We start from the raw sequence: 14,587 nt of genomic DNA on the forward strand, positions 1-14,587 counted from the left end.
TGATTTAGACGGTGAGACTACAACCCAAAGTTTTTGGAGATGCCAAACCCTGCTCCACTACCAAAGCCAATGTGGAAATTGGTTTGGGCCTCCGAAACACCGGCAAACTTTTGAGTGGTCAGAATGAGCGAACCGAAGGAAAAATTGAGGGCAAAGCTGTTCTTTAAATTGATCCCAATAGCCGGAAATAGCGTTCCCTGAAAACCTCTATAGCTGTCTGCAGGGGTACTTCCAGATAAGAAATTACCATTGAATTGTCCGTAGATGGCAAATATGCCCGCCAGAGGTTGCGCATAGCGGATAAAAGGTCCGACGGCTATATCGGACGTGCTTCCAGCTGCTTTTGATCCGCTCAGGTTAAGATTTATCCCCGCGGTCCAGTGCTCATTCCATTGATAACCTACAGCGGGTGAAAACGTATAGGAACTCGCATCGCTCTTAGCCGTCTTTTGTGTATCATAGCTAACATTGCCATAAACCAGAAGTGTGTTTGGCTGTGCCTGCATTCGTAATCCAAGTAAACAGGCTGCTGAAATCAACAGCATTAATCTTAATTTATTCATACATCTACCTGATAATGAGTGACCGGTTGTATTCTCGATTTTTGACTATCCAGTAGACGATAAAAAAAGAATAAGTAACGTACAGGCTTCCTTATGAATAGATGCACTAAAATTTCCAGCCGGTTTATCATCTTTGCGAACCTTAATGTGAGTCCGCTATGCCCGCTACCATTCTGATTATCGACGACGAGTCGCGGCTGCGTCAGTTGCTGGCGCGGATTCTCGAACTCGAAGGTTACTCTGTGCTCGAAGCTGAAAATGCCCGCGCCGGGCTGAAAGTGCTCGAGCGTGCTGAAGTGCAGTTGGTTATTAGCGACGTAAAGTTGCCCGACAAGAATGGCATCGAGCTTTCGGCCCAGATTAAACAACTTTATCCGGCCACCGAAATAATTGTACTTACTGCTTACGGTACCATCGCCGACGGTGTGACGGCTATTAAAAACGGGGCGTTCGATTACATCACTAAAGGCGATGATAACGACCGGATTATTCCGCTGGTGAGTCGGGCGGTGGAGAAGGCAAATCTTCAGTTCAGAATTAAGCAACTGGAAGATCAAGTGCGTCGCCGACATGGCTTTGAGAGCATTATTGGCCGGTCAAAAGCCATTCAGCAAGCCATTGATTTAGCTCGTAAAGTAGCCGTTACGGATACAACCGTGTTGCTCACCGGCGAAACTGGTACGGGAAAAGAAGTATTTGCGCAGGCCATTCACCAGGCCAGCCCGCGCCGGGGCGAACCGTTTGTGGCGATTAACTGTGGCGCGTTGGGAAAGGACATTCTGGAAAGTGAACTCTTCGGTCACCGCGCGGGGGCGTTCACGGGGGCCAGCCGCGACCAGAAAGGGCTATTTGCTGAGGCCAACAAAGGCACTATTTTTCTGGACGAAATTGGTGAAATGCCGCTCGATTTACAGGCCAAATTGCTACGTGTGCTCGAGACGCACGAGTTCCTGCGCGTGGGCGATACCAAACCCACCCAAACCGATGTACGCGTCATTGCTGCTACCAATCGTAGCTTAGAGCAGGAAGCCAATGTCGGCCATTTTCGGCTTGATTTGTACTACCGATTATCCGTTTTTCAGATTGAACTGCCTCCGCTACGTAGCCGCCCCGACGATATTTCTGATTTAGCCATCCAGTTTGCCCGGCAATACGCTGCCAAGCTAGGACGTCGGGACGTAGCACTGAGCGCTACGTTCGTGCAGAAGCTCCAGCAGCATCTATGGAAGGGCAATATCCGTGAACTAAAGAATGTCATTGAGCGGGCGGTTATACTAGCAGACTCGCCCCAGAGCGGACCGCTCGAATTAACGGTTTCGCTGCTCCCTTACGAGTTACAAAACGCTACGTTGGCAACAGATTCTTCCGACGTAGCAGCAATGGATTTAGCAACGGTTGAACGGCTGCACATTCAGCGCGTGCTACGTCATACGAACGGCAACAAAACCGAAACGGCCCGGCTGCTCGGCATTGGCCTGACAACGCTTTACCGAAAACTTCAGGAAATTGGCCTGGCCGAATAGTTTTTATCAGCGCCAGGCTAGAACTCGGCTTTGATACTTATCCAACGTTGATCTGAAAGTTGAAAATCGGATTCTTGAATTTGCCGTACAGCCGAACCCAAATAGGGAGCAGCATTTCGGTAGCGCGGGCGTTTGTTATATCACCCAGGTCGATGATATTGGCTTGCTTCCAGCCAAAAACAGTTAAAAGCTCCGTAGTTTCCCCCTTTGCTGCCGCATCGTTGCCACACACAAAAACCACTTGATCGCCAACTAAAAGCGCGGGATTGACCATCAAGGCGGCCGTCATCGTATTCAGCGTTTTCACGACACGTAGCGCCGGAAAACTGCGCTGAATTACTTCGGCTAGTGAATCGGTGTTACAGACCGAAAGCGACGGCGGAAATCCATTTGAAAAATCCAGTGGATTCGCTACGTCAATCAGAATTTTCCCGTCAAGATTCTCTGTCCCGGCTGCTTTTAGTACGTCAACGGATGCGTCCCCTTTCGTGCAGTTAATCAGAATGGATGCCTGTTGAGCGGCTTCGGCAAACGTGGCCAGACGTATCGTGTTCCGTTCTTTCAGCCAGTTAGCCATTGGTACGTTCCCAAAGCGATCCGTTTCGGTTCTGGCCAACGTATCATCTACATTACGTGTGCCGATTGCTACGTCATAACCCAATGCGGTTAATCGTTCGGCGAAGGTTCGACCGACGGAACCGGTTCCCAGAATAGCTATTTTTTGTGTCATGATTGCTACTATAATTTTTATAGTGGCAAAACTATTTATAGCTTTCCCATCATACAATAACTATCAAAAATGGTAGTACTGACTTTTTTTCAATTATTTACGCATAACTAACGCAACGTATCACCATGAAAATTAATGATCAGGAAATGGCTTTTGAGATAGAAGGCAAACGCTATCACTGCGCCATGGATATTACGATGGATTACATCGGCGGAAAATGGAAAACAGTGGTGCTCTGGTATTTGCGAAACGATAAAAAACGCTTCGGTGAACTGCGAAAACTTATTCCGCAGATGACTGAACGGATGCTGAGCATTCAGCTAAAACAGCTGGAAGACGATGGCCTGGTACGTCGGGAAGTGTTCGCCCGCAAACCACCCCTAAAAGTAGATTACTCCCTAACCGACTTCGGCAGAACGTTGCTGCCCGTACTGGATGCCGTTGCAAAATGGGGTCGCGATTTGGGTCAGGCCAAAGGCGAATTGGTTGAGATTAAATAAGGATTAAATAAGAAATAGACTGGCCCGAAACTGGCCGCAAACAAAAACATAACCGCCTTATCCTTGTAGTTTTATCGAGCCACATAAACGTAATCTATGATTCATGTCTTCTTCATCGCTCAATAAAGTTTCTGCTCAAGGCTTATTGGTAGCTATTGGTATCGTCTTTGGCGATATTGGTACGTCTCCACTGTATACATTGTCGGCAGTGATGCGCGGTCGCGAATTGTCTGAAACGCTGATACTGGGTACGTTCTCCTGCATTCTCTGGACACTCACATTACAGACAACCATCAAGTACGTTATCATCACGCTACGTGCCGATAACAAAGGGGAAGGCGGCATTTTTTCCCTATACACGCTCGTCAGGCGATTTACCGGCAGATGGCTTATGTATCCGGCGGTTATTGGCGGCTCGTTTTTACTGGCCGATGGCCTGATTACCCCACCCATTTCGGTTTCGTCAGCCGTTGAAGGGCTGCTGATTTTTTATCCAAAACTCGATACCGTTCCCATTGTTATCGCGATTCTGATTGCGCTGTTTTTCAGTCAGCAGTTTGGCACGCAGCAATTGGGTAAATTGTTTGGCCCGGTGATGTTGATCTGGTTTTCGTTCATTGGCGTCATCGGCCTGTGGGCGTTGTGGAGTCAGCCGTCGGTACTCAAAACCATCAATCCTTACTACGCCATTCATTTTCTGATGACGTATCCGAGCGGTTTCTGGCTATTGGGTGGCGTTTTCCTGTGTACGACCGGGGCCGAAGCGCTCTACTCCGATATGGGCCATTGCGGCCGGGGAAACATCCGCGTAAGCTGGGTTTACGTTAAAACCACACTGATCCTCTCCTACGCGGGTCAATCGGCCTGGCTGCTGCATCATCTGGGGCAGCGGCTAGGCGAGACGAGTCCGTTCTACAGCATTGTTCCGCCTACACTTACGGTTTTTAGTATTGGCCTTGCTACGTTAGCTACCATCATCGCATCGCAGGCACTTATCAGCGGATCGTTTACGCTCGTCAGCGAAGCGATGCGGCTGAATTTGTGGCCCCGGCAACGTATCGGCTATCCCTCTAACGAGCGCGGTCAGTTATACGTACCGTTTGTCAACTGGGGATTAATGGTCGGTTGTTGCCTGATTGTGCTGCACTTCCGCGAATCGAAAAACATGGAAGCTGCTTTTGGGCTGGCCGTAACGCTGACAATGCTCATGTCGACGGTGCTCATGAGTATGTACATGCGGGTGAAGCGATTTAATGTATTTCTTCGGCTTGGCCTGACCGCTATTTTCCTGGCCGTAGAAACGACGTTTCTGACTGCTAATCTGGTCAAATTTGAGGAAGGCGGCTGGATTTCCATTACGTTGGGCGTTCTCATTATGGCCATGATGCTGTTCTGGCACGAGGGCGAATCCATCAAACAAAGCCTGATACGTTACGACTCTCTACCCGATAATCTACCCATTCTGAAAGCACTCAGCAACGACTTTAATATACCCAAATTCGCTACGCATCTGGTCTACCTCACTACGTCCGACACCAGCCGACGTATCGAATCTGAAACGCTGTACTCTATCCTGAACCGAGCCCCCAAACGAGCGGATATTTACTGGTTCATTCACGTCTGTGTGGAAGATGAACCTTATGTCATGCGTTACAAAGTAGAAACGCTGGCAGAAGAAGATGTGTACATTATTACGTTCTATCTGGGTTTTCGTATCGAGCCACGTATCAATCTGTTATTCAGAATGGTAGTTGAAGATTTGGTCGAAAATAAAGAAGTAACTATCGAGAGTCGGTACCAATCACTGAATACGCACCGGGTACCCGGCGATTTTCGGTTTGTGCTGTTTCGGCGATTTTTATCGTACGAAAACGATCTGACCACGCGTCAGCAGATCGTCATGTTTGGCTATATGCTGCTCAAGAAAATCGCCCTTGATCCACAGGCAGCCTACGGTCTGGATACCAGCAATGTACTGGTGGAAGACGTACCGTTAGTGATTACCAAGCCTAAATCGCTCCCGCTGAAACGCATCCTGGTAAAAGACAATTAAAAAGCTTGATCTGTAGGCCCCAACCCTACCATTTTGAAAAAGCGACCCTACCATTTTGGTAAGGTCGCTTTTTGTTATTAGTTATCAACAAACGAATCATCAAAACTAAATCACTGTAAATCAGAAGTATAACCCAAGAATATTCGATACTACGTGTAGATGGAACAAAGTTTGGCATAAATGGCTCGACAACATTTAATCAACCCGTTTTATGAGTCTTGCCCTGCTGCTTCTGATGTTGGCCCTGCTCTGCTTCGCCATCTTTTACAAAACCATCGACTGGTTCGAAAATATTTAAAAGAGTGAAAGAGCGGAAATCAGCGCATCACTCTTTCGCTCATTCACTCTTTCATTCTTTCGCTCTTTAAAAATGCTCACACTCGTTTTTATCATCTCGCTACTGGTCTTCGCCTACATGCTGTATGTGCTGATACGACCCGAAAAATTTTAACTAATTACCTGTATGACAACTGAATGGTTTGGTGTGATTGCTATGTATGCGCTGACCGTGCTGCTGGCAATCCCGCTGGGCAAATACCTGGCCCGAGTATTCAAAGGTGAGCCAACACTCACTGATTTTATGAAACCGCTGGAGCGATTTATCTATCGTCTGGGTGGTGTTTCGGAAACGGCCGATCTGAACTGGAAACAAAACCTGACAGCCCTGCTGACAATCAACGTAGTATGGTTTCTCCTCGCCTTCTGTTTTCTGTTATGTCAAGGCATTCTGCCATTGAATCCGGATGGAAACCCGTCGCAGACGCCCGATCTGGCGTTTAACTCAGCCATCTCGTTTCTGGTTAACTGCGATCTGCAGCACTATTCCGGAGAATCGGGTGCTACGTATCTGACGCAGTTGGCGGTGATGATGTTTCTGATGTTTGTATCGGCGGCAACGGGTATGGCGGCTGCAGTGCTGCTATTCCGCTCCTTTCTGCCGGAACGTACCGAAACAGTCGGTAATTTTTACGTTCTGTTTACCCGGGCAGTTACGCGAATTTTGCTGCCTGGCTCGCTGCTTATTGCTTTCATTCTGGCATTCAACGGCACGCCCGCTTCGTTCGATGGCAAAGACACGATCACTACGTTGCAGGGCGATACCGTCAACGTATCGCGCGGACCGGCGGCTGGCATGATTGCCATTAAACACTTGGGAACCAACGGCGGTGGCTGGTTTGGTGTCAACTCGGCTCACCCGCTCGAAAACCCAAGTTACCTGACCAACATGGTTGAAATGGTCGCGCAGATGGTGCTGCCGATTGCCATGATTTTCGCGCTGGGCTTCTTCATCAATCGGAAACGGTTTGCCTGGATGATTTACGGCGTCATGACAATCGGTATGCTCTTATTGCTGATTCCAACTATTACCACCGAACTACACGGTAATCCGGCCATTGCTCAATTGGGTATCGCTCAGCCGACGGGCGCGATGGAAGGTAAAGAAGTGCGGTTTGGGCCACTGGCTTCGGCCTACTGGAGCATTGTAACCACCATAATTTCAACAGGTTCCGTCAATTCGATGCATGACTCATCCATGGCTCTTTCGGGAGCGATGGAACTGCTGGGCATGATGGTTAATGCGTTCTACGGTGGTGTCGGTGCGGGCTTACTGAACTTCTACTACTTTCTGATTATCGCAGTCTTCATCTCCGGCCTGATGGTCGGTCGAACTCCCGAACTTTTCGGGCGAAAAGTGGAAGCGCGCGAAATCAAAATTGCCTCACTGGTTGCCCTCCTGAGCGCCCTGCTGGTAAAAGGCGGTACAGCGCTCGCGGCCTGGATATTTATCCAATATGGCGATGCTGCCGGGGCGGTAAAACCGTCAGCCTGGCTAAACAACCCCGCTTTTCACGGCTTCTCGGAAATGCTGTATGAAATGACATCGGCTAACGCCAACAACGGTTCCGGCTTCGAAGGGCTGGGTGATAACAACATTTTCTGGAACGTATCAACTGGTTTTGTACTGCTTCTGGGGCGCTACGTTCCGATTATCGGCCCGGTAGCCATTGCAGGTTTGCTGGCGAACAAGAAATACGTTCCCGAATCGTCTGGTACGTTGCCCGTGGATACCGCTACGTTCGGCCTGATGATTTTCGCGGTCATTGTCATTCTTACGGCCTTATCGTTTTTCCCGGCGCTGGCACTGGGCCCGCTGGCCGAATACTTTAGTCTGAACCGGGATTGAGCAGATTGATGGATTTTCAGGATTTTGTTTTTCGCTTCAAAGAAGCGCATTCATCAATAACAAAATCCTGAAAATCCATCAATCTGCTCAATCCCGGTTCAGAAATTATTTTTATCAAAGTCAAATAAAATGGCTAAGCAATCTTCCGCTTCTCTTTTTCAAGGTAGCCTTGTCAGGGCAGCACTTCGGGAGTCATTTGTCAAATTGAATCCCACTATATTGATTAAAAATCCAGTCATGTTTACCGTTGAAATCGGTACGTTTATCATGATTCTGGTAACGGCGTACGTCGCCTTTTCGGGCGATACCACGCAGGGGTCGCTGGTTTATAACCTGACCGTTACGTTCATTCTGCTTATCACAGTGCTCTTTGCCAATTTCGCCGAAGCCATCGCCGAAGCACGTGGTAAAGCACAAGCCGAATCGTTACGTAAAACCCGGCAGGAAACACCCGCCAAAGTGATCCGCCCGATTGGTGAGTATAAGCTGGATGAAATTCAGACCATTTCGTCAGCACAACTCAAAAAAGGTGACGTATTCATCTGCGAACCGGGCGACATTATTCCGTCGGATGGCGAAATTATTGAAGGGCTGGCGACCATTGACGAATCGGCCATTACGGGCGAATCGGCACCGGTGATACGTGAAGCAGGTGGTGATAAATCGTCGGTAACAGGTGGCACGAAAGTGCTATCGGACCGGATAAAAGTGATGGTGACGACACAGCCGGGGGAGTCATTTCTGGACAAAATGATCGCACTGGTTGAAGGAGCGTCACGTCAGAAAACACCCAACGAAATTGCGCTGACGATTCTGCTGGCGGGCTTTACGTTGATTTTTATTATCGTTTGCGTAGCGCTGAAACCCTTCGCCGATTATGCCAATACGTCCATTACCATTGCCGCGCTGATTTCGCTGTTTGTCTGCCTGATTCCAACGACCATTGGCGGACTTCTTTCGGCCATTGGTATTGCCGGTATGGACCGCGCGCTACGTGCCAACGTAATTGCTAAATCGGGCCGGGCGGTGGAAACGGCGGGCGACGTCGATACGTTGCTGCTCGACAAAACCGGCACGATAACCATCGGCAACCGTAAAGCCACGAATTTTTACCCGGCACCCGGCATTAAACAGGCCGACATGATACGTATATCGGCGCTCAGTTCGCTGGCCGACGATACGCCAGAAGGCAAATCAATTGTTGAATTGGCGGGTAGTGATGTCAGGCGGAATCTAAATACGGCTAACGCTAAGCTGATCAAGTTCACGGCCGAAACACGTTCATCAGGCATCGATTTACCAACTGGCGAACGCATTCGCAAAGGCGCTACCGATTCGATACGTAACATCGTCGAACGGGCTGGTAATCAGTTCCCAAAAGAGACCGAAACGAAAGCGCAGGAAATTGCGGCCAATGGCGGAACCCCACTGGTGGTTGCGCTCAACGAAGAAGTTAAAGGCGTTATTGAATTGCAGGATATTATCAAGCCCGGCATTTCAGAACGCTTCGACCGGCTGCGGAAAATGGGCGTCAAAACGGTGATGGTTACGGGCGATAATCCACTGACGGCCAAATTCATTGCGGGTAAGGCGGGCGTTGATGATTTCATTGCTGAAGCTAAACCGGAAGACAAAATGAACTACATCCGTCGCGAGCAAACCGGTGGCAAACTAGTGGCCATGATGGGCGATGGAACGAACGATGCCCCGGCACTTGCCCAGGCCGACGTGGGCGTAGCCATGAACTCCGGAACGCAGGCCGCCAAAGAAGCCGGTAACATGGTCGACCTCGACAACGACCCGACCAAACTAATTGAGGTAGTGGAAATTGGGAAGCAGTTGCTCATTACGCGCGGTACACTCACTACGTTCAGCATCGCCAACGACGTAGCAAAATATTTCGCCATCGTTCCGGCGCTGTTTGTGGTCAGCATTCCGGCGCTGCAAAGTCTGAATTTGATGCGCTTACATAGTCCCGAATCGGCGATTCTATCAGCGGTTATTTTCAATGCGATCATCATTCCATTGCTGATTCCGTTGGCGCTACGTGGTGTGGAATACAAACCAATTGGGGCCAGCGCCCTGCTACGTCGGAACCTGTTTATCTATGGCTTCGGCGGCCTCGTAGCACCCTTTATCGGTATTAAACTAATTGATTTACTCGTCGGAATATTTGTGTAAAAAAAGGCCCCGACAGGCTCCGGCTGTCGGGGCCTATAAAAAATTAAAATAATGAAAACTCATCTTAGTACAGCCATTCGACTCACGTTGCTCATGCTGGTTTTATTAGTCGTTATTTATCCGTTGGTTGTTGCCGGTATTTCGCGGCTGGCTCCGGGCGGAGGTAAAGGAGAAACGGTTATCGTAAATGGTAAAGTTGTTGGGTATAAACTTATCGGACAGTCGTTTACGCAGGATCGCTATTTCAACGGGCGTCCGTCGGCGGTGGATTATAACGCGGCTGGATCAGCCGGCTCCAACAAAGGGCCGAGCAATCCCGATTACCTGAAAACAGTTCAGGCACGTATCGATACGTTTCTGGTGCATAACCCAACCGTTCAAAAATCGGCCATTCCTGCTGAACTTGTTACAGCTTCCGGCTCTGGCCTCGACCCCGACGTATCGCCCGCAGCGGCCAAAATTCAAATGGCCCGAATTGCCAAAATTCGCGGTCTCTCAGCCGAACGACTGAACCAACTCGTTGATCAACAAACCAAAGGCCCATTGCTGGGTTTATTCGGTCCATCGACCGTGAACGTACTGGCGTTAAATATTGAACTGGACAAGCTTAAGTAATCCTTTTCTCCTAGTACAACGTACAACAAAACACCCATGAAAATTTTTCTTTTTCTGTTGCTGACTGCCTTTGGCTTTGCAACAATTTTACCCGCTCTGGCGCAGCCTCCTGATTCAACAGGATCGGGCGCTACGTCTGGATTAGCGATTAGCGGGTATATCGAAGCGTATTACGTGCACGACTTTACGGCTCCCAAAACCGCGCAGGAACGGCCAGGATTTGTTTATAATCACAAACGCAATCGCGAAGTGAATGTAAATCTGGCGTTCATAAAAGCAGCTTATTCAAGTGAGCGCGTGCGTGCCAATCTGGCGATCCAGGCCGGTACGTATGCACAATATAACTATGCTGCCGAACAGGAATTGTTGAGACATGTTTATGAAGCCAACGCGGGCGTGAAGCTCAGCAAAAACCGTGATTTATGGTTCGATGCAGGTATTTTCACATCGCATATTGGGTTTGAAAGCGCCATTTCGAAAGATTGCTGGACGCTGACACGCAGTCTGTTAGCCGAGAATTCGCCCTACTATCTGGCAGGCGCCAAACTGACCTACAACACGCCGAATGGAAAATGGACGTTGTTAGGATCGGTTCTCAACGGCTGGCAACGTATCAAAAAGCTGGACGGCTACAGTGGCCCCGCCATCAGCACGCAGATTCAGTACAAGCCGAGTGACAAACTGATTTTGAACTGGAGTACGTTCATCGGTTCCGACCGGCCGGATTCGCTGAAGCAAGGGCGTTTTTTCAACAACTTTTACGCCATCATCAACCCAAACGGCAAGCTGGCCGTTACGTTCGGTTTCGACATTGGGTCTGACCGCAAACCCATTGCCGATCCTCGAACAGGCCAACGCGTAGGTAATGGTTCGTACGTGTGGTATTCGCCCGTGGTGATCGCCCGACTACGTACCAGTGAACGTAGCAACCTGGCCGGACGTATCGAATATTACGACGACAAAAATGGCGTGATTATCAGCACTGGTACGTTAAATGGCTTTCAAACCTGGGGCTATTCGCTCAATTACGATTACGCCATTTTGCCGAATGCGCTTTTCCGGATAGAGGGAAAACTCTACTCCAGCAAAGACGCCATTTTTGAAACCGGAAACGCGTTGAGCCAAACCAATACGTCGCTGACGACGAGCCTGGCCGTTAGTTTTTGATTTTAGGCCCCAACAGGCTCCGGCTGTTGAAGTCGCGATAGCGACTAAGTAAGTAAAACCAACGGCCAGAGCCTGTCGGCGCCTTTTCATACTACGTTCAATGACACCTAACGACCAATCGGCAGAGAATTTTCTTCGACTCATTCAGGAGTCGCGCCGGGGTAAATTCAAGATTTACATCGGTATGAGCGCGGGCGTCGGTAAATCGTACCGGATGCTTCAGGAAGCGCACGCCCTGCTACGTAGCGGTATCGATGTAAAAATCGGTTTCATCGAAACGCATAACCGCATTGAAACACAAGCGCTTACCGAAGGATTACCCATCATTCCCCGCCGGCGACTGTTCTACAAGGGACGCGAGCTGGAAGAAATGGATGTACAGGCCATCCTCAATACACACCCTGAGCTGGTGATTGTGGATGAACTGGCGCACACCAACATCCCCGGTTCGAAAAACGAAAAGCGCTGGCAGGACGTACTGGAAATTCTGGACGCAGGTATCAACGTAATCAGCGCGGTTAATATTCAACACATTGAGAGTTTGTACGACGAAGTGCACAGCATCACCAACATCGACGTAACAGAGCGCGTGCCCGACCGTGTTTTGCACGTAGCGGATGAAGTGGTGAATATCGACCTGACCGCCGATGAGCTCATTAATCGGCTCAGAGACGGGAAGATTTACGACAAAGCGAAGGTGCAAACGGCGCTGGCTAACTTCTTTCAGCCCGAAAAAATTCTGCAACTGCGTGAGCTGGCGTTACGTGAAGTAGCAACCGCCGTAGAACGGAAAATTGAAAACACTTTTCCGACAAATGCCCAATCGAAACCTGAGCGATTTCTGGCTAGTATCAGTTCGAATCCGGAAACGGCGCGTCGGGTTATCCGCAAAACGGCGCGGCTGGCGGCTTATTACAACTCGCGCTGGTACGTCCTGTATGTGCAGACACCCGCCGAACGCCCCGACCGAATTCGCCTTGATTTACAACGCCATTTGATCAATAATCTTAAACTGGCAACAGAATTGGGAGCCGAAGTGATTCAGGTAAAAAGTTCGAGTATTTTTAAGAGCATTGTGGATGAGGCCGAAAAACGGAACGTAACAACCATCTGCATCGGCAAACCGCATTTTACGTTGATCGAAGTGATTCTCCGAACGAATGCATTCAACCAGTTATTAACCAAACTTTCGGCCTCCGATACCGACCTGATTATTTTATCCTGATGCAGCATTTTCTTTGCTTCTGCTTATGACAATCAAAGCCAAAATAGCGCTCTCTCTGACGTTTCTTTTCAGCATTATTCTGCTGCTGGGCGGGCTGGGCGTGTATTACCTCAACCGACTTTCCGATGATTCTCAGGCGATTCTGAAAGACAATTACATTTCAGTTGAGTTTGCCACGAACATGCAGAAAGCGCTCGCCAACTTAAACGACCGCGACGCCCTAGCTGATTTTGACGAAAACCTCAAAAAACAGGAACGTAATATCACCGAAGTCGGCGAACAGAAAATAACAGCTTTACTACGTCGGGATTTTAACCGGCTGCGCATCAACAAGTCTGATACATTGATAATCAATCAAATTCAGCAGAATCTGTTCGCGCTGGATGAGTTGAATCGGGAAGCCATCGTTCGCAAAAGTGAAACCGCCAAACAGACCGCCGATGACGCGCTACTCTGGCTCACGGTGGTTGCTACGTTGTGCGTGCTGGTCGTTTTTTCGTTTGTGGTGAACATTCCCAGCTACATTGCCAATCCGGTACGTGAACTCACGCAGGGGATCAAACAGATTGCCAGCCGCAATTTCGAGCAGCGTTTGCACATCCGATCGAGCGATGAATTTGGCGAACTGGCTCGTTCATTCAACTCGATGGCGCAGAAACTGGATGAATACGAACACTCGAATCTGGCCCGCGTATTGTTCGCCAAGAAACGTATCGATACGTTGGTTCAGATTATGAACGACGGTATTATCGGTCTCGACGAAAAACGCAGAATCCTGTTTGTCAATCCCGTCGCCAGCCGACTTCTGGGCGTTTCGGAAGCGCAGCTAATCGGCAAATATGCCCCCGACGTAGCATCGACTAATGACCTGATGCGAACCCTTATTCAGGACATTATGCTCGATGATGCCGACGAACCGGCCATTGTTCAGCAACGTAACGATGGGCCTGCTACGTTGCTGAAAATCTACGATCCTGGAACGTCGGGGCAGGGGAAGGAAAGTTATTATACGAAACAGATTCAATCCGTCGACGTAACGCCCACGGGCGAACAGCAGCCCATTCAGGCTGGGTACGTCATTGTTTTACAAAATATTACTGCTTATAAAGAGCTCGATTTAGCTAAAACTAATTTCATCGCTACGGTATCGCACGAATTGAAAACGCCCATTTCGGCCATCAAACTGAGCCTCACATTGCTCACCAACGAACGTGTCGGCCAGCTAAACGAAGAACAGCAGCAGATGGTAAGAAGCATCCGCGAAAACGCCGACCGACTGCTGGCAATAACGGGCGAACTCACTAACATGGCGCAGGTCGAATCGGGGCAGATTCAGTTGCAGGTGCACGCCGTGCCGCCCAACGATTTAATCCAGACGGCCACCAATGCGCTACGTACGCAGGCCGACCAGAAAAACGTCCGTTTCAACGTAGCACTTGCCAGCAACCTGCCCACCGTAAAAGCTGACCCTGACAAGGCTTCGTGGGTTTTAATCAATTTTCTGTCGAACGCGCTACGTCACAGTCCCGACGATAGCCAGATCGACATTTCAGTCCAACAAGATGCTTCACAGGTAGAATTTACCGTTCGCGATTTCGGCCCTGGCCTCCGCCCTGAACACCGCGAACGAGTGTTCGAGCGGTATTTCCGGGCACCAGGTTTAAATGGACAATTGAGCGGAACCGGGTTGGGTCTGGCTATTTCCAAAGAATTCATCCAGTCGATGGGTGGCGAAGTTGGCCTGCACAACGACGTAACGCCCGGCGCATCGTTCTTCTTCCGGCTGAACGTAGCGTAACGTAGTGCGGGTTGCCACGGCAGCGGCCGACCGTCCGCGCTACGTTC

At 49.5% G+C, this 14,587-nt stretch carries 12 protein-coding genes; 10 read left to right on the forward strand and 2 right to left on the reverse strand.

The genetic code is table 11. From position 1 onward, the window contains the following. Positions 1–17 precede the first annotated feature (17 nt). The gene (locus ACYVF1_RS25985) at positions 18–563 is read right to left on the reverse strand and encodes a hypothetical protein (protein ID WP_461084464.1); all 546 of its coding nucleotides are present in this window, start codon (positions 561–563) and stop codon (positions 18–20) included. A 158-nt stretch (positions 564–721) separates the two neighbouring features. Between ACYVF1_RS25985 and ACYVF1_RS25990 the strand changes: the two genes are divergently transcribed. Next, the gene (locus ACYVF1_RS25990; RefSeq protein WP_461084466.1) at positions 722–2,086 is read left to right on the forward strand and encodes a sigma-54-dependent transcriptional regulator; all 1,365 of its coding nucleotides are present in this window, start codon (positions 722–724) and stop codon (positions 2,084–2,086) included. A gap of 37 nt (positions 2,087–2,123) precedes the next feature. On the opposite strand, the gene ACYVF1_RS25995 is transcribed toward ACYVF1_RS25990, so the two are convergent. Next, positions 2,124–2,816: an NADPH-dependent F420 reductase gene (locus ACYVF1_RS25995; protein ID WP_461084468.1), complete on the reverse strand. Its 693-nt coding sequence runs from the start codon at positions 2,814–2,816 to the stop codon at positions 2,124–2,126. Between the two features lie 125 nt (positions 2,817–2,941). On the opposite strand from ACYVF1_RS25995, the gene ACYVF1_RS26000 reads away from it, so the two are divergent. From ACYVF1_RS26000 to ACYVF1_RS26040, 9 genes are all read left to right on the forward strand, one after another. Continuing rightward, positions 2,942–3,316 carry a winged helix-turn-helix transcriptional regulator gene (locus tag ACYVF1_RS26000; protein ID WP_461084470.1) on the forward strand — a complete coding sequence of 125 codons (375 nt, stop codon included), beginning with the start codon at positions 2,942–2,944 and terminating at the stop codon, positions 3,314–3,316. A gap of 103 nt (positions 3,317–3,419) precedes the next feature. Then, on the forward strand, positions 3,420–5,369 hold the full coding sequence (locus ACYVF1_RS26005; protein ID WP_461084472.1) for a KUP/HAK/KT family potassium transporter: 1,950 nt from the start codon (positions 3,420–3,422) through the stop codon (positions 5,367–5,369). 370 nt (positions 5,370–5,739) lie between these two features. Next, positions 5,740–5,820 carry a potassium-transporting ATPase subunit F gene (locus ACYVF1_RS26010; RefSeq protein WP_461084845.1) on the forward strand — a complete coding sequence of 27 codons (81 nt, stop codon included), beginning with the start codon at positions 5,740–5,742 and terminating at the stop codon, positions 5,818–5,820. Between the two features lie 12 nt (positions 5,821–5,832). After that, positions 5,833–7,554 (forward strand): potassium-transporting ATPase subunit KdpA, encoded by a 1,722-nt coding sequence (gene kdpA, locus ACYVF1_RS26015; RefSeq protein ID WP_461084474.1) that lies wholly within the window; start codon positions 5,833–5,835, stop codon positions 7,552–7,554. Between the two features lie 129 nt (positions 7,555–7,683). Beyond that, positions 7,684–9,735 (forward strand): potassium-transporting ATPase subunit KdpB, encoded by a 2,052-nt coding sequence (kdpB, locus tag ACYVF1_RS26020; RefSeq protein ID WP_461084476.1) that lies wholly within the window; start codon positions 7,684–7,686, stop codon positions 9,733–9,735. Positions 9,736–9,786: 51 nt separating this feature from the next. Then, positions 9,787–10,350, forward strand: coding sequence for a K(+)-transporting ATPase subunit C (locus tag ACYVF1_RS26025; RefSeq protein WP_461084478.1), 564 nt, complete (start codon positions 9,787–9,789; stop codon positions 10,348–10,350). A gap of 36 nt (positions 10,351–10,386) precedes the next feature. Then, the gene (locus ACYVF1_RS26030) at positions 10,387–11,517 is read left to right on the forward strand and encodes a porin (protein WP_461084480.1); all 1,131 of its coding nucleotides are present in this window, start codon (positions 10,387–10,389) and stop codon (positions 11,515–11,517) included. A gap of 100 nt (positions 11,518–11,617) precedes the next feature. Then, complete coding sequence (locus ACYVF1_RS26035; RefSeq protein WP_461084482.1) at positions 11,618–12,742, forward strand: sensor protein KdpD; 1,125 nt, start codon at positions 11,618–11,620, stop codon at positions 12,740–12,742. Between the two features lie 25 nt (positions 12,743–12,767). Continuing rightward, positions 12,768–14,540 carry a sensor histidine kinase gene (locus tag ACYVF1_RS26040; RefSeq protein WP_461084484.1) on the forward strand — a complete coding sequence of 591 codons (1,773 nt, stop codon included), beginning with the start codon at positions 12,768–12,770 and terminating at the stop codon, positions 14,538–14,540. Positions 14,541–14,587 lie beyond the last annotated feature (47 nt).

The organism is Spirosoma flavus (assembly GCF_054778555.1).

Coding starts and splice junctions, on each gene's coding strand:
- ACYVF1_RS25985 (WP_461084464.1), bottom strand. CDS start 563: ATGAATAAATTAAGATTAATGCTGTTGATTTCAGCAGCCTGTTTACTT.
- ACYVF1_RS25990 (WP_461084466.1), top strand. CDS start 722: ATGCCCGCTACCATTCTGATTATCGACGACGAGTCGCGGCTGCGTCAG.
- ACYVF1_RS25995 (WP_461084468.1), bottom strand. CDS start 2,816: ATGACACAAAAAATAGCTATTCTGGGAACCGGTTCCGTCGGTCGAACC.
- ACYVF1_RS26000 (WP_461084470.1), top strand. CDS start 2,942: ATGAAAATTAATGATCAGGAAATGGCTTTTGAGATAGAAGGCAAACGC.
- ACYVF1_RS26005 (WP_461084472.1), top strand. CDS start 3,420: ATGTCTTCTTCATCGCTCAATAAAGTTTCTGCTCAAGGCTTATTGGTA.
- ACYVF1_RS26010 (WP_461084845.1), top strand. CDS start 5,740: ATGCTCACACTCGTTTTTATCATCTCGCTACTGGTCTTCGCCTACATG.
- kdpA (WP_461084474.1), top strand. CDS start 5,833: ATGACAACTGAATGGTTTGGTGTGATTGCTATGTATGCGCTGACCGTG.
- kdpB (WP_461084476.1), top strand. CDS start 7,684: ATGGCTAAGCAATCTTCCGCTTCTCTTTTTCAAGGTAGCCTTGTCAGG.
- ACYVF1_RS26025 (WP_461084478.1), top strand. CDS start 9,787: ATGAAAACTCATCTTAGTACAGCCATTCGACTCACGTTGCTCATGCTG.
- ACYVF1_RS26030 (WP_461084480.1), top strand. CDS start 10,387: ATGAAAATTTTTCTTTTTCTGTTGCTGACTGCCTTTGGCTTTGCAACA.
- ACYVF1_RS26035 (WP_461084482.1), top strand. CDS start 11,618: ATGACACCTAACGACCAATCGGCAGAGAATTTTCTTCGACTCATTCAG.
- ACYVF1_RS26040 (WP_461084484.1), top strand. CDS start 12,768: ATGACAATCAAAGCCAAAATAGCGCTCTCTCTGACGTTTCTTTTCAGC.